Source organism: Tepidicaulis marinus (assembly GCF_000739695.1).
Taxonomy (GTDB): Bacteria; Pseudomonadota; Alphaproteobacteria; order Parvibaculales; family Parvibaculaceae; genus Tepidicaulis; species Tepidicaulis marinus.
Genome location: NZ_BBIO01000001.1, coordinates 185,659 through 209,722, shown reverse-complemented (window position 1 = coordinate 209,722; position 24,064 = coordinate 185,659). Strand labels below are relative to the sequence as shown.

The following is a 24,064-nucleotide window of genomic DNA, read 5'->3' as shown; positions in this document are numbered from 1 at the left end:
GTTGCGGGTTTCGCGCTTTACTTAGGCGATTGCCAGCGAAAAGACCAGCCCCGCAACGGGTCCGTTAAGCAAACGCTGCCTCAGCCGTTCGTGCCCAGCATGCCCTTTGTCGAGGGGATGGCATCGGCCTTGCGCGGGTCGATCTCGATCGCATCGCGCAGCGAACGGGCAAGCGCCTTGAAGCTCGATTCCACGATATGGTGATTGTTCTCCCCATAGAGATTTTCCATGTGGAGCGTGATCCCGGCATTGAAGGCAAAGGCCTGGAACCATTCGCGGAAAAGCTCGGTATCCATGTCGCCGAGCTTCGGCTTCGTGAAATTCACTTTCCAGATGAGATAGGGCCGGCCCGAGACATCGATGGCGCAGCGGGTCAGCGTCTCATCCATGGGGATGAGCGCGGAGGCGTAGCGGCGGATGCCTTTCAGATCGCCCAGCGCGCGGCGCAGCGCTTCGCCGATGACAATGCCGGTATCTTCGGTCGTGTGGTGAAAGTCGATATGAAGGTCGCCCTCGGCGCGCACTTTCAGATCGATCAGCGAGTGGCGGGAGAGCTGCTCGAGCATGTGGTCGAGAAAGCCGATGCCGGTATCGATGTCGTAATCGCCGGTGCCGTCCAGATCCAGGGAGACGAAGACTTCCGTCTCTTTCGTTTTGCGTTCCACCGTGGCCGTGCGGCCGCCCGTCTCGGCGAGCATGGGAGCATCCTTCATTCAAGTGTCCCGGCGGGCCTTGAGGCCTGCCAGTTTCGACTGCTTCTAACATGGGCGGCCAGCCGCCGCCACAGGGTTTTGCCCGCGCCGGTTGGCGCGGTAGGGCGCAAGACAAAAAGCCTAGCCGCTCAATTGGTTAGAAAAGGTTAACCATAAAATCCCTGTGTAAGACGTACCGGGCCTGGAAACGCGCGATTCCAGATTAAGGGGGAGACCCAAGATCTTATAATTAACCAAAAGTGAATCTACGCGGCGGAGGGAATTTCGCCCTGGACTCATTTACTTAGCGCGCAAAGCTCAGAAAGCGCGGTTTCCGGCTTTTTGCCTTACGCGCGCAGCCAGGCGCGCAGCCGGGCGCGGGCGGTGCGCCGTGCGTGCTGGACGGGCTCGGCGGAGCCGTGAATCTGGGCGAGCACGGTCGCCCCTTCCTTCAGCACCATGAGCTCACCGGCCAAGTCTTCCGCTTCCAAATAGCCTGCCAATTCCACGGCGGAGACGATCGTCGCGCGCAGGTTCTCTTTTGCTTCCGCCGCCGCCTTATGAATGGGATCGGCGAGATCCGGAAACTCCCCCGCCGCGCGCACGAACATGCAGCCATTGAAAGGGCCGAGCTCGGTTTCCCCGCCGATCCATTCTTCCAGCGCATCGAAAAGCGCGAGCGGCCGGTCCGGTGGCGGCAGGTTGCTTTCGGCGAGTTTGCGGCCGAACCAGGCAAGGATTTGCCGGTTGCGGGCGTCGAGCGAAGCCAGAATGAGCGCTTGTTTGGAGTCGAAATGACGGTAGAGCGTCATTTTCGCGAGCCCGCCCTCTGAGAGGATGCGGTCGATGCCCACCGCATGAAAGCCCTCTTCGGCGAAGAGCTTCACGGCGCTGTCCACGACATCGTCGCGGCGGGAAGGGCGGGGCATTGGGCGTCTCCTTGCAAGGGTGCCGGGCAAATTCAGTCTAATGAGACGAAACGGTCTTGTAAAACATCTTTTGGGGCTATAAATATACCGAACTGTATCACTTAGGAAAATTCCCATGCCCTTCGACGCCGCTTCCCCAATAGCCCCCGCCCCCGTCCGGCCCGGCGTGCCGCCGCTCAAACGCATTGCTTGGGCAGGGCTCGGCTCGTTTTTGGCCATCGGGGCCTGCGGACTCCTTAGCGAATGGAGCGGCCTTGCCTGGCTGATGGCGCCCTTCGGGGCCTCTTGCGTCCTGGTTTTCGGCCTGCCGGAAAGCCCGCTGGCCCAGCCGCGCCATGTGGTGGGCGGGCATTTGATCGCGAGTATGATCGGTCTCATTTTAGCCGGGCCCCTGCCCGCCACGCCGTTGGCGCTTGCCGCCGGCATGGCGCTGGCGCTTATCGCGATGCAGCTCACGCGCACCGTCCACCCGCCGGCAGGCGCCGATCCGCTGGTCTTTATGATGGCGGGTCAGGGGCTTGCCGAGGCCTGGCCGCAGCTTCTGCATCCGGTGCTGGCGGGCAGCGCTCTCATTGTTTTGATCGGGATTGGCGTGAATTGGCTCGCAGGCCGGCGCCCCTATCCGCTTTATTGGGTCTAGAGGAACGGAGGACACGTTATGAGCGAAGAACGCCGCTATATTACCGATATTGGCTTCACCCCCACGGTGAAAGCGGAACAAGAGCGGCTGGGCAGCCGCACATTCTACGAAAGATATGAGCAAACCATGGGTTGGCGCGGCGAAGTGAATGAAGATCTGATCCAAAGGCTGGCGAATACGGATTCGTTTTATTTTTCCACCGCCAATGCGGAAGGCCAGCCCTATATTCAGCACCGGGGCGGGCCGAAAGGCTTTCTGCGCCCCCTGAACAAACATGAACTCGGATTCGCAGATTACGCCGGAAACAAGCAATATATTTCCATCGGCAATCTGAAAGACAATCCGAAATGCTTTCTCTTCCTGATGGATTATCCGACCCGGCGGCGCGTCAAAATCTGGGGCCGCGCGCGGGTGGAAGAGCGCGACAATGAGCTGATCCGCAGCCTGAAGCCGGAAGGCTATAACGCGGCGGTGGAACGGGCGATCATCATCACGGTGGACGCCTGGGACACGAATTGCCACCAGCACATCATGCCGCGTTATTCCCCCGACCTGCTGGAACCGGCCTTCGCGCGGCTGGAAGGGCGAATCAAGCAGCTGGAAGAGCAAGTGCGCGAGCTGGGCGGCGATCCGGGACCCTTCGAGCATGTAGGCCTGACCTAAAACCTGCAGACAGACATGCCGGGCGGAGCGCTTCTTGATCTTGGCGGGAAGGGCGCCACATGTTAGGCCGTGCGGGCCGGTTTCCCGGCCCGGCCTTGCGCCGCCCTTCCACCACCCGGACATGACATATGCCTCACGAAAGCTCGCCTCTTCCTTCCTGGCACGGCACGACGATCCTGACAGTCCGCAAGGACGGCGAGGTGGTGGTCGCGGGCGACGGCCAGGTCTCCCTCGGCGACACGGTGATCAAAGGCAATGCCCGCAAGGTGCGCCCGCTCGGGCCCGGCGGCAAAGTGGTGGGCGGCTTTGCCGGGGCGACGGCAGACGCGATGACGCTGTTCGAGCGGCTGGAAGCCAAGCTCGACCAATATCCCGGCCAGCTCACCCGGGCCTGCGTGGAACTTGCCAAGGACTGGCGCACCGATCGCTATTTGCGCCGGCTGGAAGCCATGATGATCGTTGCGGATGCGGAAGCATCCCTCGTTCTCACCGGTAACGGCGATGTCCTGGAGCCGGAGGCCGGTGTGATCGGCATCGGCTCCGGGGGCAATTTCGCCCTTGCCGCAGCCCGCGCGCTGATGGATACCGAGTTCAGCGCCGAGGAAATCGCACGCCGCGCCATGAAGATCGCCGCCGAGATCTGCGTCTATACCAATGAGAATATCGTGGTGGAGAAACTCCCCTCCGCCCGCTAGACGCACGCCACCTGCTTTTAAATTCAGCCGTTCTGCAACCAGGCACTTCCCAGGCACTCAAATGACCAGCTTTTCACCCCGCGAAATCGTTTCCGAGCTCGACCGCTATATTGTCGGCCAGCATGAGGCCAAACGCGCCGTCGCCATTGCGCTGCGCAACCGCTGGCGCCGCCAGCAACTCGAAGGCTCCCTGAAAGAGGAAGTGCTGCCGAAAAACATTCTGATGATCGGCCCGACCGGGGTCGGCAAGACGGAAATCTCCCGGCGGCTCGCGAAACTCGCTGAAGCGCCGTTCATTAAAGTGGAAGCCACGAAATTTACCGAAGTCGGCTATGTCGGCCGGGACGTAGAGCAGATCATCCGCGACCTTCTGGAAAGCGCCATCACGCTCATGCGGGAGAAACGGCGCAAGGAAGTGGAAGCGCGCGCGCATCTGGCCGCCGAGGAGCGGGTGCTGTCCGCGCTGGTAGGCGCCGGCGCCTCCGAAGCGACGCGGGAGGCCTTCCGGCGCAAGCTGCGGGCCGGCGAGCTGGACGATAAAGAGATCGAGGTCGAGGTGACCGAGAGCGCCAGCGGTATGCCCATGATGGACATACCCGGTATGCCCGGCGGTCAGATGGGTATGGTCAATCTCGGGGATATTTTCGGTAAAGCCTTTGGCGGGCGCACAAAACCGCGGAAAATGTACGTCAAAGACTCCCATGACATCCTCATTGCCGAGGAATCCGACAAGCTGCTCGACCAGGACGCGCTGGTGCAGGACGCTATCCGTTCGGTGGAAAATGACGGCATCGTCTTTCTCGACGAGGTCGACAAGATCTGCGCCCGGGCCGACCGGCAGGGCGCCGATGTCAGCCGGGAAGGGGTGCAGCGCGACCTTCTGCCCCTTATCGAGGGAACGGCGGTCAGCACCAAGCACGGCACGGTGAAGACCGACCATATTCTTTTCATCGCCTCAGGCGCCTTCCATCTCGCCAAGCCCTCCGACCTTCTGCCCGAATTGCAGGGGCGCCTGCCGATCCGCGTCGAGCTGCAGCCGCTGGCGAAGGAAGAATTCCGCCGCATCCTCACCGAACCGGAAGCCAGCCTCATCAAGCAGTATAAAGCGCTGATGGAAACGGAAGGTGTGACCCTCGATTTCACGGAAGACGGGATCGACGCACTGGCGGGGCTCGCCGCCGAAATCAACACCAGCGTGGAAAATATCGGCGCCCGGCGGCTCCATACGATCATGGAGCGGGTGCTGGACGATATTTCCTATACGGCGTCGGACCGGAGCGGGGAGAGCGTGACCATCGACAAGGCGTATGTGGATGAGCATGTAGGCGAGCTGGCGAAAAACACGGATCTGACCCGCTTTATCCTCTAGCCTCGTCAATTTTCAATCCGGCAGCGGAACAAGTTGGTGAATCCGCCCCGCGTAGACCCTTCGCAAAGCGCGAATCCGCGCCGCCTTCAAAGGCGGCGGAGCCTCATCGTTCCGTGCGCCTCGGCCTTCTCATTTCTTCGCTGAAAACGAATCCGGTCTCGCGTCATCTACCGCTCAGCGCGAGTCGGGCCCGGATTTGCGCGCTTTTTCGAGAAGACGCAGCAGCGCGTCGAGATCTTTTTCAGGCAGGAACCGGATCTCCTTGGCGAGCAGATTGGCCGCCTCCGTTGCCTTTGGATGAAGGCCGGCCGTGTCGATCGTAACCTTGGGATGAGAGAGACGGGCAAGGGCGACGAGTTCTTCCGCCTCGTCCCAGATAATGCCGAGCGTGCCGATGATCCGCTGAACAAGATCGAAGCCGGGCCGCCCCCGGTATCCATGCTCCAGCGCCGAAAGATAGGCCGCGCTTACCCCCACCGCCTTGGCGAGCTCCGCCTGGCTGAGGCCCTTGCGCTCCCGGTGAGCGCGGAGTTTTTCGCCGAAGGGAGTCATCGCTTGCGTCTCAGCCAGACATAAAGCGCGCCGCCGCCGCCATGACGGGGATGGGCGGGCTGGAACCCGGCGACAAGCCCTCGCAGCCGGTCCCCATGCAGCCAGTCCGGCACGAGCTGGCGCAGCACGGCTTTGCGCTCGGGCGCATGATAAAACTCATGGCCGTGCAGCGTGTGGCGGGAATGGGGCGCGTTGCCCTTGCCGGTGATCACCAAGACGACGCGGGTGCCGCGGGCGCGCTCATCCTGCAAAAAACGGGTAAGGCGCATTTCGGCGGTCATCTTCGTTTCGCCGTGAAGATCGAGAAAGGCTTGGGGCTCGATCTGCCCGCGCGAGAGGCGCTGAGAGGTGCGCCGGTCGAGCCCGGTGAGCGGGGGCGGACTTGGGGGGCGGATAATTTCGCTGCCGGCGAGTCTTTGAGGGGGCAGGGTCTTCGCGGAGGGCGCGGGCGCACCGCCTTTCCGGCTCGTGCTTTTGGCCGCAGATCTCGGGGAAGGATTCGCCTCCGTACCGGCCTTACCGGAGGCTTTCATCCCGTCTTCCTCCATCTCGGGCAGCGGGGCCATACGGCCCGGCGCGGGGGTGACGGTCTCCGTCACCTCTTTCCAGAGTTTCTTTTCTTCCGGTGACAGGGGGCGGGCGGGGCGCTTGCGGGCCATCTCAGCCTCGCGGGGAGCTCAAGGACGCCGCAGCGCCCGCGGATTTCGGCAGGAGCAAAAAGAGCCGGCCTTGGCCCGCCATCTTGCCGGCGATCTCGCCGGCCGCGCTGCCCGAGCCCATAAAGATGTCACCCCGGATGGGGCCCTTGATGGCCGAGCCCGTATCCTGGGCCACCATGAGCTGGCGGAAGGGTGCACCGCCCGGCAATTCCGTCTCGAGCCAAAGGAGTGCGCCGAGGCCATGGACCGACCGGTCCACCGCCAGCGAGCGCCAGGGGGTGAGCTGGCGGCCTGCCGCGCCCACCGGCCCGAGTTCAGGGTCCGAGCCTTCTATTTCCTGGAAGAAAATATAGGAGCGGTTCTCGTTCAAGATTGCCTGGCGTTTTTCGGGATTGTTTTTCAGCCAATCGCGAATCGACTGCATGGAGATATTTTCGCGGGAAAGGAATCCGCGCGCCGCCATGACCCGGCCGATGGGCGTATAGGGCCGCCCGTTCTTTGCCGCAAAGCCGACCCGCATGGCCGTCCCGTCTTCCATGAGAAGGCGGCCCGAGCCTTGAATATGCAGGAAAAAGGCGTCCACCGGATCGGCGAGCCAGACGAAAGGCGCAGCGCCCGGGCCCACATTGCCCGCCTCGATGCTTGCCCGGTCGGGATAAGGCACGAAACGCGCGCCCTCCACCCGGCCTCTGATGCGTTTGCCTTCAAGCTCGGGATCGAACGCGCCAAGATCGATGGTTTGAAGATCCATGGGCTTGCCGCGCAGGGGAGTTTGATAGGCACCGCCCGGCGAGCGGGCCGCTTTAAATTCCGGTTCGTAATAGCCGGTGAACAGGCCTATCTCTTTTCCGCCCGCTGCCAGCGCATAAGGGGTGAAATGGGTCTCGAAAAAGGCGCGGGCCTCATTCGCGGCGACCCGGCCCGCCTGGGCGCAGGCCCCCGCCCAGGCCCCGGCAAGACCCGAGAGCCCGGCCTTGCCGTCCATGCGCGGGTCGAGCGGCGCGCCGGCGGGGCGGGCGGCAATGACGGGGCAGGTGCGGCGGAAGGCGGCCAGCGCTGCGGCATGATCATCGCCCTGCCAGCCGGGCAGCTCGGCAAAAGAAATCCGGGTGAGAGAGGTTTCCGCCACCGCTTCAGCCCCCTTTGGGGGGGAAGGTGCCTCTGCCTTCTTTTCCTGCTCGGCGCAGGCGGCAAGCGCCAAAGCGGCCATGAAGGCAGCCGCAAACGCCGGTTTGGCAGGGAAAAGGCGCGGCGCGGCCCATCGGCAGATCATCGCCTCAGGCGCCGGCTTCCGTCGCCACGACCTGCCAGTTCGGGTCGCGGCTGCGCGTGTCGCGCTCGAAGGTCCAGATATCGGTGACGGTGTGCACGGTCACCGGATCGCCCTCGACAACGATGCCGTCTTCGTTTTTCGTGACGGTGGATTGTTCGGAGACGAATTTGACGCCGATCCGCGCTTTCGTATCGGCAAGCTTTGCGGTTTTGATGTCCGCCGATTTCAGCCCGATCAGGGCGAATTCCATTTTCAGGTTCTTTTCTTCGCGCGCGCTGATCGCCCCTTCGAAACTCGCATAAACGGGATCGGAGAGCAGCGGGCGCAGCGTCTCGCGGTCCCCTTCGGCATAGGCCGTGACGATCATCTCATAGGCAGCGCGCGCCCCTTCCAGAAATCCTTCCGGATCGAACATGCGGTCGGTGAGGGCAATTTCCGTCAGGCCCTGCTGGGCGCCGGGCTCAACATGCTGCAAGCGCCCGGAAAGCGGGCCCTCCTGCGCGGACGGCATGGCGCGGCCGGGCATGGGTATGACTTTGCCATCGCTCTCCGCCTTGCCCGCAGCGTCGGCCTCCTCCTGCGGGCCGCGCCCGTTCGAGGCCGAATAAGGATCGTAAGGCGGGCGTTCATGACCGGTGCGCTGACCGAGCACGGAGCGCAGCCGCCAGAACACCAGAACCGCGGCGATCAGCAGAATGATATTGAGTAGGTCGAAGCCGTTTCCCATGAAACCGTTCCTTTGGTGCGTTTCAAGCGCGGGGTTTCGCGCGAACGCTCGCTTGCTTTCGGCTCTTGCCTCTAGGCCTTTGTCTCTAGGCTTTTGCCAGCGGTTTTCGAAAGAGCCCGCACGCCGTCTTCTCTTATCAACGGCTCACTTACCGTCCTGTGCTTGGCGCGGTCCCTTTTTCACCACATATGTTCTTTATAACCTAGGCCAAGTAGCGAGCTAATGCCAGATTATCCGCAGAAAAGTGCGCCTTGCTGCCGCAGGCGCGCAAAGAGCGGCTTTTCCGGCCCCATTTGGCGCGAAAAGCCCGCCGCCGGGCGCCGCGCCCATGAAACGACAGAAAGTCCCTGATCTTTATGCCCCTACTCCTTTTTCTTCTTTTCGTTGGCGTTCCGATCGCGGAAATCGCGGTCTTTATCGAGGCAGGCGCCGCCATCGGCGTCATGCCGACGCTCGCCATCGTCATCGCCACCGCTTTCGCCGGGACCTGGCTCTTAAGAGCGCAAGGCCTTGCCACCTTCGCCAAGGCGCAGGCCGCCATGAACGAGGGCCAAGTACCGGTGGAGCAAATGGTGCATGGGCTTTTTCTTGCCGTTGCCGGGATTTTGCTGCTCACGCCGGGTTTTATTACCGATACGGCCGGTCTTCTGCTTTTCGTGCCCTCGATCCGCCTGGCGCTCGGCAAAAAGATTTTGCGCGCGCTGATGGCGCGGGGGCAGGTGCATGTCTATGGCGCAGGTCCGGGCAGGCGGCCCGGCGGAGAAGGCCCGGCCCGCGATCCTTTTTCAGGCGATCCTTTCGGCGGCCAGCCCAGCCGGGGCGGACCCATTATCGAAGGGGAAGTCATCGAAGAGGAGGGCGGGGAGGAGCGCCCCGGCAAGGACAAGCCCAACGGCAAGCCCAATCCCCATTCGCCCTGGCGGCCTTAAGCCAATGCCCCTCCAAGACAGTGCTGCGCGCTTGTGAGGCAGCCCGTTCCGTGTTAGCCAAACCTCCTTTCCTGCATATCGAGAGGCGGATCAGGCATGAGTGAAACGGATACCAACGCGGCAGAAGAAAACGGGCCGCAGCTGCGCGTCGTAACCCAGTATATCAAGGACCTTTCCTTTGAAAGCCCGAACGCGCCGCACTCCCTCACTCAGCAAAGCGGCCCGCCCCAGATTTCCGTTCATGTGGATGTCGGCGTGCGCAAGCTGGCCGAAAGCGACTATGAAGTCGATCTGAAGCTGAACGTGGATGCGAAGTCCGAGGACAAACAGCTCTTCCTTGTGGAGCTTGTCTATTCCGGCATCTTCCGGCTCGCCAACATTCCCCAGGAAAGCCTGCAGCCGGTGCTGCTCATCGAATGCCCGCGTCAGATCTTCCCCTTCGCGCGGCGGATCGTTGCCGATGTGGTGCGCGATGGCGGCTTCCCGCCGCTGATGATCGACCCGATCGATTTCTCCGGTCTTTACCGCCAGCAAATGGCACAGGCACAAGCCGAAGCCAGCGCCCAGGAAACGCCCGACGCATAAACGTCCGGTGCTCGGCACGGCCTTTAGTTTTTCGAGCTGGTCCAGAGCGCGGGCGCGCCGAAGCTTGCGATAAAAGCGGCGTGGCTTTCGCGCTCGGCGTCGCTGAGGCGGGAGTTAAGCGGCTTTGGCCGGGCCTCGCGTTTGGGCAGGTGCGAGAGCCTGCGCATACCGGCCTCGCCGCCTGCATCTTTCTGACCGGCAAGGCCGAGGCCGAATTGCCGCCCGCCCACAAGTTCCAGATAGACTTCCGCCAAAAGCTCGGCGTCGAGCAATGCGCCGTGTTTGGTGCGGTTGGAATTGTCGATGCCGAAACGGCGGCAAAGCGCATCGAGCGAATTTTGCGCGCCGGCGAATTTGCGCCGCGCGATGGCAAGCGTGTCGATGGCCTGTTCATCGGGAAGCGGCGGACGGCCCAGCCGTTTCAATTCCGCGTTGAGAAAGCCCATATCGAAAGCGGCATTGTGAATGACGAGCGGCGCATCGCCGACAAATTCCAGAAACCGTTCGGCTATATCGGCAAAAAGCGGCTTGTCGGAGAGAAACTCGTTGGAAAGCCCGTGCACTTCCAGTGCGCCCGCATCGACCTCGCGTTCGGGGTTCAGATATTCATGAAAGACGCGGCCCGTCGGCACATGATTGTCGAGCTCGACACAGCCGATTTCCACCAGCCGGTGCCCGTCCGCCGCGCTGATGCCCGTCGTTTCCGTATCGAGAACGATTTCCCGCATGGCTTCCCCTCATCACTTGTACCCGCGCGCACCCCCCGCGTGGGATCCGAGTCTAGCCCATTTGCGCCAGCATCTTGGGCAAAATCTTGCCGGGCCGGCCTTGTAATTTATTCACGATTTCTTTGACCTGCTCGAAGGCGTGCTCAAGGCCCTTGTCGGTTTCGACGATGAAATCGGCGCCCGCCCGCTTTTCCGCATCCGGCACCTGTTTGGCATGGATCGCATCGAATTTTTCCGCTGTCATGCCGGGCCGGGCAAGCACGCGCTCGTGCTGCACGTCGTAAGGGGCGGAGACGACGACAATGACATCGACCCGCTCGCGCCCGCCCGTTTCAAACAAAAGCGGAATGTCGAGCAGCACCATGGGCTGATCCTCAGCCATAGCTTTTTGCAGGAAAGCGCGCTGCGCTTCGCCCACCAGCGGATGGACGATGGCTTCGAGTTTTTTCAGCTCATCGGGTTTACCGAGAACGCGCTTGGAAAGCTCCTCCCGGTCGACCATGCCGTCCTTCACCGTGCCGGGAAAAGCTTCCTCGAGCGGGGCGACCGCCGCGCCCCCCGGCGCATAAAGTTCATGCACGGCGGCGTCCGCGTCATAGACCGGTACGCCGAGCCTTGCGAACATTTTGGCGGTTTCCGATTTTCCCATTCCGATCGAGCCCGTTAGGCCGATAAGGAGCACGTCGTTTTTCATATCGTTCTTCTTCGTTCAGTCTGCTTTTTGTCCAAGATCGTCCAGAATGAGCTTGCGCAGAGCGGGCGTGACCTCAGGGCGCACGCCGAACCAGGCTTCGAAACCGGGCACCGCCTGATGCAGCAGCATGCCGAGCCCGTCGACAATGGGATTGCCTCTGGCGCGCGCCGCTTCAAGCAGCGGCGTGATGAGCGGGGTATAGACGATGTCCGTGACCACCGCTTCTTTGCTCAGCCCGCTTAAATCGATATCGAGCGGCTCGCTTCCCTTCATGCCAAGCGAGGTCGTGTTGACGAGAAGCCCGGCGCCCGGCAATGCCTGATTACGGTTTTCCCAATCTATCACGAGAAGCGGGACGCCGAGATCACCTGCCAGTTTTTCCGATTTCAGCCGCGTGCGGTTGATAAGGCGGATATCGTTGACGCCTTCTTCCCAAAGCGCGGCAATGATAGCGCGCGAGGCCCCGCCCGCGCCGACGACAACGGCCGGCTTGTTTTTCTGCCAGGAAGGCGCGCCTTCTTTCAGATTGGCGATGAACCCGTAGCCATCCGTATTGCGCCCTTCCCATCCCTCCTCTGTCTTGACGAGCGTGTTCACCGCGCGCACGCGCGAGGCCATCTTGTCGTGGCGGGGAATGGCGGTAAAGGCCGTCTCTTTATGGGGGACGGTGACATTCGCGCCGATAAAGCCGCGCGCATCGAGACCCTGCAACGTTTCCTTGGCCTCTTCCGGCGGCACGGCGAGTTTTTCATAAACCGCGTTTTCGATGCCGTGCTCTGCGATCCAATGATTGTGGATCAGCGGCGAGCGGGAATGCTCCACCGGCCAGCCGATGACGCAGACCCGGCGCTTGGCATTGGGCGCTGTAGGCGTACCTAAAGATTTCTCACTCATGCGAGGATCACTTTTCTGGCGCGCAATTCTTCCAAGAGCGGCAAAAGCGGCAGGCCGAGGATCGTGAAATAGACCCCGTCGATTTTCTCGAAGAGCTGCACGCCCACGCTTTCGAGCTGATAGCAGCCCACGCTTTTGAGAATTTTCTCCCCCGCCTGGCGCAGATAATGATCGAGAAAGGCGTCGGAGAAATCGCGCATGGTCAAATGCGCGCGGTCCCCATGCGACCAGACGATCTCGCCATCGAGCGCCAGCGTGACGGCGGAATGCAGCGTATGGGTTTTGCCGCGAAAGAAAGACAGGTTCTTGCGCGCTTCTTTCATGTCGCGGGGCTTGTCGAATTTTTTCCCCTCGCAGGAAAGCACCTGATCGGCGCCGATGACAAGAGTGGCGGGCGTGTCGAGGGAGACCGCGCAGGCTTTCAGCCGCGCAAGCTCCATCGCCAGCGCATCGGGCTCGCTGGAAAGGCGCTGTTTGGCTTCCTCCTCATCGACGGGCGAGACGCAAATATCGAAAGGCAGGCCCGCCCCGTGCAAAAGATCGGCGCGCACCTGGCTGGCAGAGGCCAGGAGGAGCGGCAGATGATCCCCCATCATGCATTCTCCTTGCGGGTATAAAGATTGAGCACGGCGGCCGCCGTTTCCTCGATCGAGCGGCGGGTGACATCGATCACCGGCCAGCCATTGCGGCTATAGAGCTTGCGGGCATGGGCGACTTCCGCGGCCACCGCCGCGCGGTCCACATAATCGGTTTCGGTTTTTTCATTCAGCGACAAGAGCCGGTTGCGGCGGATCTGAATGAGGCGTTCCGGATTGGCAACCAGCCCGATGATGAGCGGTTTTTTCGCGGTTTCCAATTCCGCCGGCAAGGGAATGTCCGGAACAAGGGGAATATTCGCCGCCTTGATGCCGCGGTTGGCGAGATAAATACAGGTCGGTGTTTTCGAGGTACGCGAGACACCCACCAGAATGACGTCGGCCTCGTCAAGATCGCCGGGGCTCTGGCCGTCATCATGGGCCATGGTGAAATTGAGCGCCGCGATCCGGTCGAAATATTCCTGATCCATGATGTGCTGGCCGCCGGGCTTGTGCGAAATCTCGCGGCCGAGATACGAGCCGAGCGCATTGATCGCCGGGTCGAGCACGCTGATGCAGGGCACTTCAAGTTCCAGGCAGCGCTTTTCGAGTTTCGCGCGCAAATCATCATTCACCATGGTGAACATGACCATGCCCGGCGCTTCCTCGATTTCCCCCAACGCCCGCTCGAGCTGTTTGGGCCCGCGCACCAGCGCATAGACATGTTCGATCGCCCGCACATCTTCATATTGCGCGCAGGCCGCCCGGGCGACCGCGTTCAAGGTCTCCCCCGTCGCATCGGAGACAAGATGAAGATGAAAGACGCGCCGTCCGGCCATGTACCTAGTCCTTAAGCCCGGTAAGGCAGCGTGCCTTGCCGGGAAACATCATTGGGAGAGAAGCTACTGATTGAGACCGTGAGGTGCCAGTTTTTTCCCGCCCGCCGGGTTTGCGCCAAACAGAGGACGAACTTGCGCATATAGGCAGGCAGCCTGTGGAAAACTGTGGGTAACGGGGGCAAGGCGGGGAAGGGACAGGCGCCAAAATTTTTGCCCCCGGTAAGATCTTTTCAGCGAACAGACTCGTTCCTCTCTGAACAGATGCGCCTGTGCCCTTGGGGATAAAGAGGATAAGTGCGGATATGAAATTCCGCCTCCGGTTCATTCAGGCCATCCCCGTTTTCCACAACCTGGGCGCTTATATTCAAGCTGTTGGAATCCGGCGCGCTTTTTCACGGAAGCTTGCTTTTGCACATTCGTGCCTCATAGGGCGGAGAAGATTTTAGCGTCATGCTTGATGTGAGCGGAATCCGGACCAAATTTGATCCTCACCATCCACAGGCAACCACTACCCACTACATCCTTTTCATAGATTCTTAGATGGAAGGAGGACTCGTGGATAAACCGGGGACCTCCAAAAAGCGCCTTTAAGGACGCAGCCTTCCAAGGCGCTGCCAATAAGAGGCAGGTGCCTGCGGCAACCTGCAAGCTCGCAATTCAAGACGCGAGCATGTAAGCAAGACGGGAAACAAGATGGCCAGCTCTTTCCCTTAGGCTGGCGCGACAAACAGGCAATGACGTGACCGAGCCCAAGAAGAAATTTCTCGCCGCCCTGGAGGGCCAGTCTTTCGATGTGCCCCCGATCTGGATGATGCGCCAGGCAGGGCGCTATCTGCCCGAGTACCGGCAAGTGCGCAAAGAAGCGGGCAGCTTTCTCGATCTTTGCTATACGCCGGATTTCGCGGTCGAGGTCACGCTGCAGCCGATCCGCCGCTACGGCTTCGACGCTTCGATCCTCTTTTCCGATATTCTCGTGATCCCGGACGCGCTCGGCCAGGACGTGCGTTTTGAAGAGGGGATCGGCCCGGTATTGAAACCCGTGACGGGTCCGCAGGAACTCTCCGCGTTAAGCAAGGACGGGCTGCTCGATCATCTTTCTCCGGTCTTTGAGACGGTGCGCCGGCTTTCCAAGGAACTGCCCCGCGAGACGGCGCTGATCGGCTTTGCCGGGGCGCCCTGGACCGTTGCGACCTATATGGTGGGCGGGCGCGGCTCGCCCGATCAAGCGGCGGCCAAGCTCTGGGCCTACCGCGCGCCCGATGAATTTCAGGTGCTGATCGATCTCCTCATCGAGGCGACGGGCGATTATCTTCTCGCCCAGATCGAGGCAGGGGCGGAAGCCATTCAGCTTTTCGATACTTGGGCAGGGTCCTTGCCGCCGGCCCATTTCGAGCGCTGGTGCGTGGAGCCTGTGCGCCAGATCCGCGCGCGGCTGAAAGAGGCAGCGCCCCATATCCCGGTCATCGCTTTCCCGAAAGGGGCAGGGCCGGCTTATGCGGACTATTTCAAGGCGACGGGGGTGAGCGCCGTCAGTCTCGATACCGCCATCGCGCCTGAATGGGCGCGGGACAATGTGCAGGTTTTGGGGCCCGTGCAGGGCAATCTCGATCCGCTGCTGCTGGTGGCAGGCGGGGAGGAAATGAAAACCGCGGCGGCGCGTATTCTCGAGGCGCTGGGAGATGGGCCTTTCATCTTCAATCTCGGCCATGGCATCGTGCCGCAAACCCCGCCTGAGCATGTGGCTGAGCTTTTGGACTTCATCCGTAATTTCAGGTGAGCAATCCCATGACCGGACGGCGCAAAGTTGCCATCGTATTGATGAATTTGGGCGGGCCGGACAAGCCCGAGGCGGTGCAGCCCTTCCTGTTCAATCTCTTCAACGATCCGGCGATTATCCGCATTCCCAATCCGTTCCGCTTTTTGCTCGCCAAGCTGATTTCAAAACGCCGCGCGCCAATTGCCAGGGAGATTTATGCGGAGCTCGGCGGCGGCTCGCCGCTCGTGCCTTTGACTGAGGCGCAAGGCCGGGCGCTGGAAGAGGTGCTGGCGGACCAGGCGGCGGCGGGGAAAATCGAGGCAAAGACCTTTCTTGCCATGCGCTACTGGCATCCTTTTGCCGATGAAGCGGCGGCGCAGGTGAAAGCCTGGGGCGCCGATGAAATCGTTCTCTTGCCGCTTTACCCGCACTATTCCACAACAACGACCGAATCCTCGTTCAAGGATTGGATGCGCGCGGCAGGGGAAGCCGGACTGAAAGCGCCCGTTCATGTGGTTTGCTGTTACCCAACCGAACCCGGTTTCATTTCTTCTTATGCCGGGCTGATCCGCCCGGCGCTCGAAGAAGCGGGCGGGCCGGAAAAAGCCCGCGTGCTCTTTTCCGCCCACGGCCTGCCGAAAAAAGTCATCGAGGACGGCGATCCTTATCAGGCCCAGGTCGAGCAAAGCTGCGCGGCGATCGTCAAGGAGCTGGCCATTCCGGGTCTCGACTGGCAGACCTGCTATCAAAGCCGGGTGGGGCCGCTCGAATGGATCGGCCCGGCCACGGACAAGGAAATCGAGCGGGCGGGCGCCGAGGGCAAGGCGCTGGTCGTCGTGCCCATCGCTTTTGTCTCCGAACATTCGGAAACGCTGGTGGAGCTCGATATCGAATATGGCAAACTGGCGCGTGAAAGCGGGGTGCCGGCTTATGTGCGGGTTGCGGCGGTGGGCACCGAGCGGGGTTTTATCGACGGGCTGGCGCGGCTGGTGCTTGAAAGCCTGAACAATACCGGCGTGCTTTGCCCGGAAGATGCGCCGGGGCATGTATGTACGGCCGAGCGGGCTATTGCCGGGATTTCCTGACGGAAGAAAAGCCTTCCAGCGGGCTCCAGGGATCAAAACTTAAAAGAGTCGAAACCGGAACGATGGAATTTCTGCAGCCCTTTTATCTCTGGATCAAAGCGTTTCACATCATCTCCGTTATCTTCTGGATGGCGGGAATGTATTATCTTCCAAGGCTTTACGTATATCATTCCGAAACCGAAACAGGATCGGTGCTCTCGGAAAATTATAAGCGTATGGAAGAGCTGCTTTTAAAGCGCATCGTCAATCCGGCGATGGGAGCGACCTGGCTCTTCGGCATCCTGCTCATTCTCACCATTCCCTCGCTTCTTTCCGAAGGCTGGTTCCATGTGAAGCTGACGCTCGTTATTGCTATGTCCGCCTATCACGGCGTGCTGGTAAAATGGTGCCGGCTTTACGGCGCCGATGAGCGCCCGCATACATCGAAATTCCTGCGCATCGCCAATGAAGTGCCGCCGCTCCTGACGATTTTTATCGTGATCATGGTGATTGTGCGGCCCTTTTGACACATTTGTGCGCGGGAGACTGTTTGTAATCGGCGGCTTTTGACGTATATTTCTCCCGTTGGCCGATCACAACGGTCCGGCGCGCCGTTTCTTGTGGCGCCGCCGCTCATCTCCGGGACAGGCATTTCAAAACATTTCTGGGCCGGCAGGTGAGAGCGCGAGAGAGCTCACACAAGGTATTGGCCGTTGGCGGCGTATGAGCCGTTTAGCAGCCGGGCCGGGTGAAGGGTTCCAACTTCCCGCCTTCAGACTTCTTCTCAAATCATTCGAAACGGCTTTACGCGGTTTCTTTCAAGCTCAAGGTCAGCTTCATGCAGCAGATTAAACTGCAGGATCTCAAGTCCAAATCCCCCACGGAACTTCTGGCTTTTGCCGAAGAGCTGGAAGTGGAAAACGCCAGTACGCTGCGCACCCAGGACATGATGTTCGCCATTTTGAAAAAACTGGCCGAACAAGGCATCGATATTATCGGTGAAGGGGTGGTGGAAGTGCTGCAGGACGGGTTCGGCTTTCTGCGCTCGCCGCAGGCCAACTATCTGCCGGGGCCTGACGATATTTACGTCTCCCCCTCGCAGATCCGCCGCTTTTCGCTGCGCACCGGGGATACGGTGGAAGGGGAGATCCGGGGACCGAAAGACGGCGAGCGCTATTTCGCGCTGCTCAAGGTCAACACGATCAATTTTGAATCGCCGGAAAAGACCCGCCACAAAGTCCATTTCGACAATCTGACGCCGCTTTATCCGGATGAGAAGATCGAGATGGAAGTGGACGATCCCACCCTGAAAGATCGTTCCGCCCGCGTAATCGATATGGTGGCGCCCCTCGGCAAAGGCCAGCGCGCGCTGATCGTCGCGCCGCCGCGTACGGGTAAGACGGTGCTCCTGCAGAACATCGCTCATTCCATCACCGCCAATCATCCTGAATGCTATTTGATCGTGCTCTTGATCGACGAGCGGCCGGAAGAAGTGACGGATATGCAGCGCTCGGTGAAGGGGGAAGTGATTTCCTCGACTTTCGATGAGCCGGCGGTGCGCCACGTCCAGGTCGCTGAAATGGTGATCGAGAAAGCCAAGCGCCTGGTCGAACATGGGCGCGATGTGGTGATCCTGCTCGATTCCATCACCCGCCTCGGGCGCGCCTATAACACGGTGGTGCCGAGCTCTGGCAAGGTGCTGACCGGCGGTGTGGACGCCAATGCCCTGCAGCGCCCGAAACGCTTCTTCGGCGCGGCGCGTAATATCGAGGAAGGCGGCTCGCTCACCATCATCGCCACGGCGCTGATCGATACCGGCAGCCGGATGGACGAAGTGATCTTCGAGGAATTCAAAGGCACGGGTAACTCGGAAATCGTGCTCGACCGGAAGGTGGCCGACAAGCGCGTCTTCCCGGCCATGGATATTCTCAAATCCGGCACCCGGAAAGAAGAGCTTCTTATCGACAAGGCCGAGCTGCAGAAGATGTATGTGCTGCGCCGGATCCTCAACCCGATGGGCACGGTGGACGCCATCGAGTTCCTGCTCGACAAGCTCAAGCAGACGAAAAACAATGCCGAGTTCTTCGACAGTATGAATACTTGATCGGAACTTACGGTTACTTGGACGTTAAAACACCCCGGGAATTTTCCCGGGGTGAATTTTTTTAAAGCAGCAATCTTCGTTATTGGAGAATCTTTGGTCCTTTAAGGACCGAATTCCTCCAATCCGCGTTTAAGGCAGCAGCACGCTTGCGCCGGTGGTCTTGCGCCCCTCCAGATCCTTATGGGCCTGGACGGCGTCTTTGAGGGCGTAGCGCTGGTTGACATCGATCTTGATGGCGCCGCGGGCGACCGCATCGAAGACATCGGCGGTGGTGGCGGCAAGCTCCTCGTCGGTGACGAGGTAATCCATCATCGAGGGGCGGGTGACATAGACCGACCCCTTTTGAGTGAGGATACCGAGATTGACCCCGGTGACGGGCCCGGAGGCATTGCCGAAAGTGGCAAGGAGGCCGCGCCGGGAGAGGCAGTCCAATGAGATTTCGAATGTGTCCTTACCGACCCCGTCATAAACCACAGGCACGCCTTTGCCGCCGGTGATCTCTTTCACCCGGGCCACCACATCTTCCTTGGAATAATTGATGACATGGGCCGCGCCATGGGATTTGGCGAGGGCGCATTTTTCATCCGAGCCCGCGGTGCCGATCAGCTTGACGCCCATATCCTTTGCCCATTGGCAGGCAATGAGGCCGACACCGCCGGCCGCGGCATGGAAAAGCACCGTGTCGCCTTTTTTCAAAGGATAGGTTTCCTTGAAGAGATAGCGGACCGTCATGCCTTTCAGCATGAGGGAAGCGGCCTGCTCATCGCTCACCCCGTCCGGCACCTTGGCGATGCGGTTTGCCGGGGCGTTGATCGCCTCGGCATAAGCGCCGAGGGGGCCCGCGCCATAAGCCACCCGGTCGCCTTCTTTCAGGTTCGTCACACCGTTGCCCACCGCCTCGACAATGCCGGCAGCTTCCAGCCCGAGGCCCACGGGCAGGGGCAGCGGGTAAAGACCCGTGCGATGATAGGTGTCGATGAAATTGACGCCGATCGCCTTGTGGCGGATGCGGACCTCGCCCTTGCCGGGGGCGGGCAGCTCGATCTCTTCGAGTTTCATGACGCCCGGTCCGCCGGTCTCGTGGATGCGGATGGCTTTGATCATGGGGCGGTTCCTTTGAAGGGGGCGCGGCAAAGGGATAAGGGAGGCAAGCGCCTCCCTTATCGTCAGCGGCCGTCAACCCAGATTTTTCTTGAAGAAATCGAGTGTGCGCGTGTTCGCTGTCTTTGCGTCGGCGGGGTGATAATGCGCGCCGCCTTCGCGGGCGAAAGCGTGGTCGCGCTCGGGGTAAGTATAGAGCGTGACCTCAGGATGATCCTGCAGCCCGGCAATGATCTGTTCCTGGGCTTCTTTGGGCACGAACTCGTCCTTGCCTGCCACATGCAGCGCGAGGGGCTTTTTGATGTTTTTGGCTTCGCCGAGCAGGTTTTGAATGTTGACGCCGTAATAACCGACAGCGGCGTCCGCATTGGTGCGCGCGGCGGTGAGATAGGCAAGCTGGCCGCCGAGGCAATAACCGACCGCGCCGACCTTGCCGGTGCAGGCATCGAGCCCGCGCAAATGATCGATCGCCGCTTGAATGTCGGTCACGCCTTTATCGACGTCGAACTTGCCGAAAAGATCGAAAGCCTGTTTCCATTCTTCATCCGTCTTATCGGTGATCTGGATGCCGGGCTCGATGCGCCAGAAGAGATCGGGGCAGAGCGCGACATATCCCTGATCGGCCAGCCATTCGGTGATGTCGCGCATCACTTGGTTGACGCCGAAAATTTCCTGAATGACGACGATGCCGGGACCGGAGCCGGATTTGGGCACGGATAGATAGCCCGAAAAATCCCCGTCCGGGCCTTTGATGGTGACGTCCTGTCCTGGCAGAAAATTACCGGGCATGTGTATCTCCCTGTTATGGCTTTTAGAGGCGGCGGCCGCGCGGGGCGCGCCGGTTCGATGTTACTGCGCGCAGCTTAGCTGCTTGGCGCGTGCCCGTCAGCGGGCAGCGCCGAGTTGTTTTTCGAACTCTGCCAGGTCCGTGACCGGCAGGGAACAGGTATCGCCGCGGCAAATATAGGCGGTGGGCTTGCCCTCCTGCTGGGTTTTGCCTTTTGCGGGATGGGCATCCGGCAAGTCGTCTCCCGGCGCCAGTTCCTCAAGCACATAATCGCCAAGCGGGGCGCGGGCGGCGGCGGCGCGGAAAGGAGCCAGCGCATCGCCTTCGCCGATGAGCACGATCTGCACGAGGTTGAGACGGGTATCGAGGCTGACAAGGAAAGAGGCAAGCGGGAAGGCGTTCTGCTCGGCCTCGCCTGCAAAGGCGGCAAGGATCTGATCGGCGCGCTCAAGATAATGCAGCTTGCCGGTCAGCGCATGGAGCTTGACGAGGAGGCCGGGCAGCATGCCGTTGGCGGCAGGCGTTGCATCGTCCTGGACCGTGCGGATACGGGTGATGAGCGCGTCGGCATCATTGGGCGTGAAATAATAACCCCCTTGCGGTTCGGCCCAGTAATGCGTGTCGAGCTCTTCCACCCAGGCTTCGGCCTGCTCGATATAGGCGCGCGCGCCCGTGGCTTTAAAGAGTGCGAGGGCCGCATCGATCATCGCGGCAAGTCCGTCCGCCATGGCGCGGTGCTGCAGTTTCGCCTGCCGCCAGGAATGGAAAAGCCTTCCGCCCACATACATGGTGCCGGTAACGAAGTTAAAGGCGCGCTGGGCAAGCTCCACCCAGTCGCGGCGCTCGAAAGCGGCACCGGCGCGGGCAAGGGCGGCGATGGCAAGACCGTTCCAATCGCTCAAGACTTTATCGTCCCAGCCGGGGCGCACGCGCTCCTCGCGCAAGGCAAGAAGCGCGGCGCGGGAGGGTTTCAGTTCGTTATCGAGGGTGGTATCGAACGGGGCATCCGCGGCATGGAGGCGGTTCGGGATGCTCTTGCCTTCCCAATTGCCGGCAGGGCTAATGTCATAGGCCTGTTTGAAAAGTGCCGCATCCTCGCCAAGGGCGGCATCGATCTCCGCCGCCGACCAGACATAGAACTTGCCTTCCTCGCCCTCGCTATCCGCATCGAGGCTGGCGGCAAAGCCTCCGCCATCGGCGATCATTTCCCGGTTGAGCCAGGTCACCGTCTCTTCGATGCGCGCGGCATAGCGGGCATCGCCGGTGGTGCGCCAGACAAGGGTCAGAAGATCGAGAAGCAGGGCATTGTCGTAGAGCATCTTTTCGAAATGCGGTACGAGCCACTGCGCATCGACAGAGTAGCGGGCAAAGCCCCCGCCCAAATGATCATAGATACCGCCTTCGCACATGTGATCGAGCGCCTTGCGCACGGGGGCAGCGAATGCCTCATCTTCCGTGTGCAGATAGTTGCGCCAAAGCAGCGTCAGAATGCCGGTTTGCGGAAATTTGGGCGCGCCCTGGATGCCGCCATTTTGCGCGTCCATCACCTGCAGAAGCTTGCCTGCGACGCGGGCCGCAAGATCGGGCGGCGGGGTGCCGCGCGCGTCTTTCAACGAGCGGGCCTGCAAGGCTTTCGTCAGCGCGGTGCGATTGGCGTCGACTTTTTGCGGCTCTTCGCGGAAGATGCGCGAAATTTCCTGCAGGATTTGCGGGAAGCCGGGGCGGCCGTAACGCGGCTCGGGCGGAAAATAGGTGCCGCCCCAAAAAGGCTCGCCGTCCGGCGTCAGGAACATGGTCAGCGGCCAGCCGCCCTGTTCGCCGAGCATGTGCAGGGCGGACATATAGATGGCATCGATATCGGGCCGTTCCTCGCGATCGACCTTGATATTGATGAAACGATCGTTCATGAGTGCGGCGATTTCGGGGTTCTCGAAACTCTCATGCGCCATGACATGGCACCAGTGGCAGGCGGCATAGCCGACCGAAAGCAGGATGGGCTTGCCCGAAGCTTTCGCCTCCGCCAGCGCCTCGGGGCCCCAGGGCCGCCAATGCACGGGGTTGTCCTTGTGCTGGAGAAGGTAGGGACTGGTTTGGCTGGCAAGCTGGTTCTGAGCGCGGGTCTGGGTCATGGGGTCCTTGACGTAAGAGGCGCGGGGACGTGAGAGGCGCGGGGGCCGGGCCGCCTGGAGAGGGCGCGCCGGGGGCAGGAAACCGCCCCTCCGATATGTAGCGGACGGTATCAGGGCGGCAAGCTCTATGTCCATGAAGTGATTGCGAAAATCCTGTGGCTGTTGGGCCTTGGGGACAGCCGGACGGGAAGGGCTCGATTCGGAATGGAAACGATCTTTGCGCTCTCTACACCGCCAGGTAAAGGCGGGGTGGCGGTAATCCGGATTTCGGGGCCGGGCGCAGGCGCGGCTATAGAAAAGCTGAGCGGCAGGGAGCCGGGCGCGCCGCGCCAGGCGGTGCTGCGGCGGCTGCGCGATCCGGCAACCGGGGCCTGGCTTGATGAGGCGCTGGTGCTCTTTTTCAAAAGTCCGGCGAGTTTTACCGGCGAAGATGTCGCCGAGCTGCATGTCCATGGCGGGCGCGCGGTGGTGGAGGCGGTGCTCGGCGCGCTGACAAGGCTTCCGGGCCTGGCGCCGGCCGAGCGGGGCGCCTTCACGCGGCGGGCTTTCGAGAACGGGCGCCTCGATCTGACGGAAGTCGAGGGCCTTGCCGATCTCATCGACGCGGAAACGGCAGGCCAGCGCGAACAGGCGCTGCGCCAGATGACCGGAGCGCTGAAGGAGAAGGCGGAAGATTGGCGCGCGCGGCTTATCGCTATGAGCGCCTATGTGGAAGCTGATATCGATTTCGGGGAAGAAGAGGGCGATGTGGGCGCAGGGCTTGGCGCCTCCATTCTGCCGGGTCTGGGCGCGCTCAAATCGGAGATCGAGGCGGTGCTGGCCGATGGCTACCGGGGCGAGCTGGTGCGCCGGGGGCTGGAGATCGCGATTGTCGGCCCGCCCAATGCCGGCAAATCCTCCCTCCTCAATTGGCTTTGCGGGCGGGAAGCGGCCATTGTCTCGGAAGAAGCGGGGACGACGCGCGATGTGATCGAGGCGCGGATGGAGCTTGCCGGCCTGCCGGTGACGATGGCCGATACGGCGGGGCTGCGTGAGGCGGAAAATGCCGTGGAAGCGGAAGGTGTGCGGCGGGCCTTGGCCCGGGCAGAGACGGCGGATTTCCGGATCGTGATGGCAGCGGTCAACCCGGAAGGACACGAGATATTGGGGTCTTTCGAGGAAGCCACGCCGGATGATGTGTGTGTGCTCAATAAATCCGACTATCTGGATTCGGCTCCGGAACAGGTCCCGGTTGCCGGGCTTTGTGGCCGGGAGTTTCTCCCCATATCTGTAAAGAAGGGGCAGGGGCTGGAAGAATTGGCTGCGCTGATCGAGCAAAAAGTGCGCTGTCTTGCCCCCTCAATGGACAATCCGGTGATCAGCCGGGAACGGCACCGGATTGCTTTGCAGGAGTGTGTGGCAGGGCTGGCGGGTGCGGAGCGCTGGCTGGCGGAAGATGATGTGGTGCTTGGTGGTGAGGAATTGCGTCAAGCACTGAGGGCACTCGGGCGGCTCACGGGCCGGGTGGATGTCGAAGAATTATTGGATGTGGTGTTCCGGGATTTCTGTATCGGGAAGTAGTAGAAGCCAGGTGCCGTGGCTTTGATGTTTCACGTGAAACAAAAGGAGTCCGGGTTTTGTGGAAAACTGACGGGGCGGGGCGGCGCGGCCATTCAACCGCATTGACGCCCTCGCCAAAGG

25 protein-coding genes are annotated in these 24,064 nt (G+C 61.3%); 11 read left to right on the top strand and 14 right to left on the bottom strand.

Annotation, left to right across the window (positions count from 1 at the left end; all coding sequences use genetic code 11):
* Nucleotides 1–80 precede the first annotated feature (80 nt).
* Both hisB and M2A_RS01140 read right to left on the bottom strand, forming a co-directional pair.
* On the bottom strand, nt 81–713 hold the full coding sequence (hisB, locus tag M2A_RS01145; protein WP_244444348.1) for an imidazoleglycerol-phosphate dehydratase HisB: 633 nt from the start codon (nt 711–713) through the stop codon (nt 81–83).
* A 326-nt stretch (nt 714–1,039) separates the two neighbouring features.
* Nucleotides 1,040–1,621, bottom strand: coding sequence for a TetR/AcrR family transcriptional regulator (locus M2A_RS01140; RefSeq protein WP_045441862.1), 582 nt, complete (start codon nt 1,619–1,621; stop codon nt 1,040–1,042).
* Between the two features lie 115 nt (nt 1,622–1,736).
* Here M2A_RS01140 and M2A_RS01135 point away from each other — a divergent pair, with 115 nt between their 5' ends.
* From M2A_RS01135 to hslU, 4 genes are all read left to right on the top strand, one after another.
* On the top strand, nt 1,737–2,261 hold the full coding sequence (locus tag M2A_RS01135) for an HPP family protein (RefSeq protein ID WP_081875322.1): 525 nt from the start codon (nt 1,737–1,739) through the stop codon (nt 2,259–2,261).
* An 18-nt stretch (nt 2,262–2,279) separates the two neighbouring features.
* Complete coding sequence (locus tag M2A_RS01130; RefSeq protein ID WP_045441859.1) at nt 2,280–2,924, top strand: pyridoxamine 5'-phosphate oxidase family protein; 645 nt, start codon at nt 2,280–2,282, stop codon at nt 2,922–2,924.
* A gap of 128 nt (nt 2,925–3,052) precedes the next feature.
* On the top strand, nt 3,053–3,619 hold the full coding sequence (gene hslV, locus M2A_RS01125; protein ID WP_045441856.1) for an ATP-dependent protease subunit HslV: 567 nt from the start codon (nt 3,053–3,055) through the stop codon (nt 3,617–3,619).
* A gap of 61 nt (nt 3,620–3,680) precedes the next feature.
* Nucleotides 3,681–4,988, top strand: a complete 1,308-nt coding sequence (gene hslU / locus M2A_RS01120; protein WP_045441854.1) for an ATP-dependent protease ATPase subunit HslU — start codon at nt 3,681–3,683, stop codon at nt 4,986–4,988.
* A 174-nt stretch (nt 4,989–5,162) separates the two neighbouring features.
* Here the strand turns inward: hslU and M2A_RS01115 are convergent, their stop codons facing one another.
* The 4 genes from M2A_RS01115 to M2A_RS01100 all read right to left on the bottom strand — a co-directional run bounded on the left by M2A_RS01115 (nt 5,163) and on the right by M2A_RS01100 (nt 8,199).
* On the bottom strand, nt 5,163–5,540 hold the full coding sequence (locus tag M2A_RS01115) for a helix-turn-helix domain-containing protein (protein WP_045441851.1): 378 nt from the start codon (nt 5,538–5,540) through the stop codon (nt 5,163–5,165).
* Nucleotides 5,537–6,199: a Smr/MutS family protein gene (locus M2A_RS01110; protein ID WP_045441849.1), complete on the bottom strand. Its 663-nt coding sequence runs from the start codon at nt 6,197–6,199 to the stop codon at nt 5,537–5,539. Before M2A_RS01110 ends, M2A_RS01115 begins: the two co-directional genes overlap by 4 nt.
* A gap of 1 nt (nt 6,200) precedes the next feature.
* On the bottom strand, nt 6,201–7,409 hold the full coding sequence (gene mltA / locus M2A_RS01105; protein WP_045442309.1) for a murein transglycosylase A: 1,209 nt from the start codon (nt 7,407–7,409) through the stop codon (nt 6,201–6,203).
* 67 nt (nt 7,410–7,476) lie between these two features.
* A complete protein-coding gene (locus M2A_RS01100; protein WP_045441846.1) occupies nt 7,477–8,199 on the bottom strand; it encodes a Tim44/TimA family putative adaptor protein in 723 nt (240 codons plus the stop codon).
* A 356-nt stretch (nt 8,200–8,555) separates the two neighbouring features.
* On the opposite strand from M2A_RS01100, the gene M2A_RS01095 reads away from it, so the two are divergent.
* Nucleotides 8,556–9,128 (top strand): FxsA family protein, encoded by a 573-nt coding sequence (locus M2A_RS01095; RefSeq protein WP_045441844.1) that lies wholly within the window; start codon nt 8,556–8,558, stop codon nt 9,126–9,128.
* 96 nt (nt 9,129–9,224) lie between these two features.
* A complete protein-coding gene (secB, locus tag M2A_RS01090; RefSeq protein WP_045441841.1) occupies nt 9,225–9,713 on the top strand; it encodes a protein-export chaperone SecB in 489 nt (162 codons plus the stop codon).
* 23 nt (nt 9,714–9,736) lie between these two features.
* Here secB and dnaQ read toward each other — a convergent pair whose 3' ends face one another.
* From dnaQ to M2A_RS01065, 5 genes are read right to left on the bottom strand one after another with little or no spacing between them, the layout of a single operon-like run.
* Nucleotides 9,737–10,441, bottom strand: coding sequence for a DNA polymerase III subunit epsilon (gene dnaQ, locus M2A_RS01085; RefSeq protein ID WP_045441839.1), 705 nt, complete (start codon nt 10,439–10,441; stop codon nt 9,737–9,739).
* 52 nt (nt 10,442–10,493) lie between these two features.
* Entirely contained in the window at nt 10,494–11,123 is a 630-nt protein-coding gene (gene coaE, locus M2A_RS01080) for a dephospho-CoA kinase (RefSeq protein ID WP_045442308.1), read from the bottom strand.
* Between the two features lie 27 nt (nt 11,124–11,150).
* The gene (locus tag M2A_RS01075) at nt 11,151–12,029 is read right to left on the bottom strand and encodes a shikimate dehydrogenase (protein WP_045441836.1); all 879 of its coding nucleotides are present in this window, start codon (nt 12,027–12,029) and stop codon (nt 11,151–11,153) included.
* Nucleotides 12,026–12,625, bottom strand: coding sequence for a Maf family protein (locus M2A_RS01070; RefSeq protein WP_045441835.1), 600 nt, complete (start codon nt 12,623–12,625; stop codon nt 12,026–12,028). The genes M2A_RS01075 and M2A_RS01070 overlap by 4 nt, the downstream gene beginning before the upstream one ends.
* Nucleotides 12,622–13,443 carry a pyruvate, water dikinase regulatory protein gene (locus tag M2A_RS01065; RefSeq protein ID WP_045441834.1) on the bottom strand — a complete coding sequence of 274 codons (822 nt, stop codon included), beginning with the start codon at nt 13,441–13,443 and terminating at the stop codon, nt 12,622–12,624. The genes M2A_RS01070 and M2A_RS01065 overlap by 4 nt, the downstream gene beginning before the upstream one ends.
* A 739-nt stretch (nt 13,444–14,182) precedes the next feature.
* Here M2A_RS01065 and hemE point away from each other — a divergent pair.
* The 4 genes from hemE to rho all read left to right on the top strand — a co-directional run bounded on the left by hemE (nt 14,183) and on the right by rho (nt 18,367).
* Entirely contained in the window at nt 14,183–15,220 is a 1,038-nt protein-coding gene (gene hemE / locus M2A_RS01060; RefSeq protein ID WP_045441833.1) for a uroporphyrinogen decarboxylase, read from the top strand.
* An 8-nt stretch (nt 15,221–15,228) separates the two neighbouring features.
* Complete coding sequence (gene hemH / locus M2A_RS01055; RefSeq protein ID WP_045441832.1) at nt 15,229–16,284, top strand: ferrochelatase; 1,056 nt, start codon at nt 15,229–15,231, stop codon at nt 16,282–16,284.
* Between the two features lie 62 nt (nt 16,285–16,346).
* Nucleotides 16,347–16,790 carry a protoporphyrinogen oxidase HemJ gene (hemJ, locus tag M2A_RS01050; protein ID WP_045441831.1) on the top strand — a complete coding sequence of 148 codons (444 nt, stop codon included), beginning with the start codon at nt 16,347–16,349 and terminating at the stop codon, nt 16,788–16,790.
* Nucleotides 16,791–17,101: 311 nt separating this feature from the next.
* Nucleotides 17,102–18,367, top strand: coding sequence for a transcription termination factor Rho (rho, locus tag M2A_RS01045; RefSeq protein WP_045442307.1), 1,266 nt, complete (start codon nt 17,102–17,104; stop codon nt 18,365–18,367).
* Nucleotides 18,368–18,496: 129 nt separating this feature from the next.
* Here the strand turns inward: rho and M2A_RS01040 are convergent, their stop codons facing one another.
* From M2A_RS01040 to M2A_RS01030, 3 genes are all read right to left on the bottom strand, one after another.
* Nucleotides 18,497–19,471 carry a quinone oxidoreductase family protein gene (locus M2A_RS01040; RefSeq protein WP_045441830.1) on the bottom strand — a complete coding sequence of 325 codons (975 nt, stop codon included), beginning with the start codon at nt 19,469–19,471 and terminating at the stop codon, nt 18,497–18,499.
* 72 nt (nt 19,472–19,543) lie between these two features.
* Nucleotides 19,544–20,257 carry a dienelactone hydrolase family protein gene (locus tag M2A_RS01035; RefSeq protein WP_045441828.1) on the bottom strand — a complete coding sequence of 238 codons (714 nt, stop codon included), beginning with the start codon at nt 20,255–20,257 and terminating at the stop codon, nt 19,544–19,546.
* A gap of 96 nt (nt 20,258–20,353) precedes the next feature.
* Nucleotides 20,354–22,384 carry a thioredoxin domain-containing protein gene (locus tag M2A_RS01030; protein ID WP_045441826.1) on the bottom strand — a complete coding sequence of 677 codons (2,031 nt, stop codon included), beginning with the start codon at nt 22,382–22,384 and terminating at the stop codon, nt 20,354–20,356.
* A gap of 204 nt (nt 22,385–22,588) precedes the next feature.
* Here M2A_RS01030 and mnmE point away from each other — a divergent pair, with 204 nt between their 5' ends.
* Complete coding sequence (mnmE, locus tag M2A_RS01025; protein ID WP_045441823.1) at nt 22,589–23,944, top strand: tRNA uridine-5-carboxymethylaminomethyl(34) synthesis GTPase MnmE; 1,356 nt, start codon at nt 22,589–22,591, stop codon at nt 23,942–23,944.
* Nucleotides 23,945–24,064: the final 120 nt, after the last annotated feature.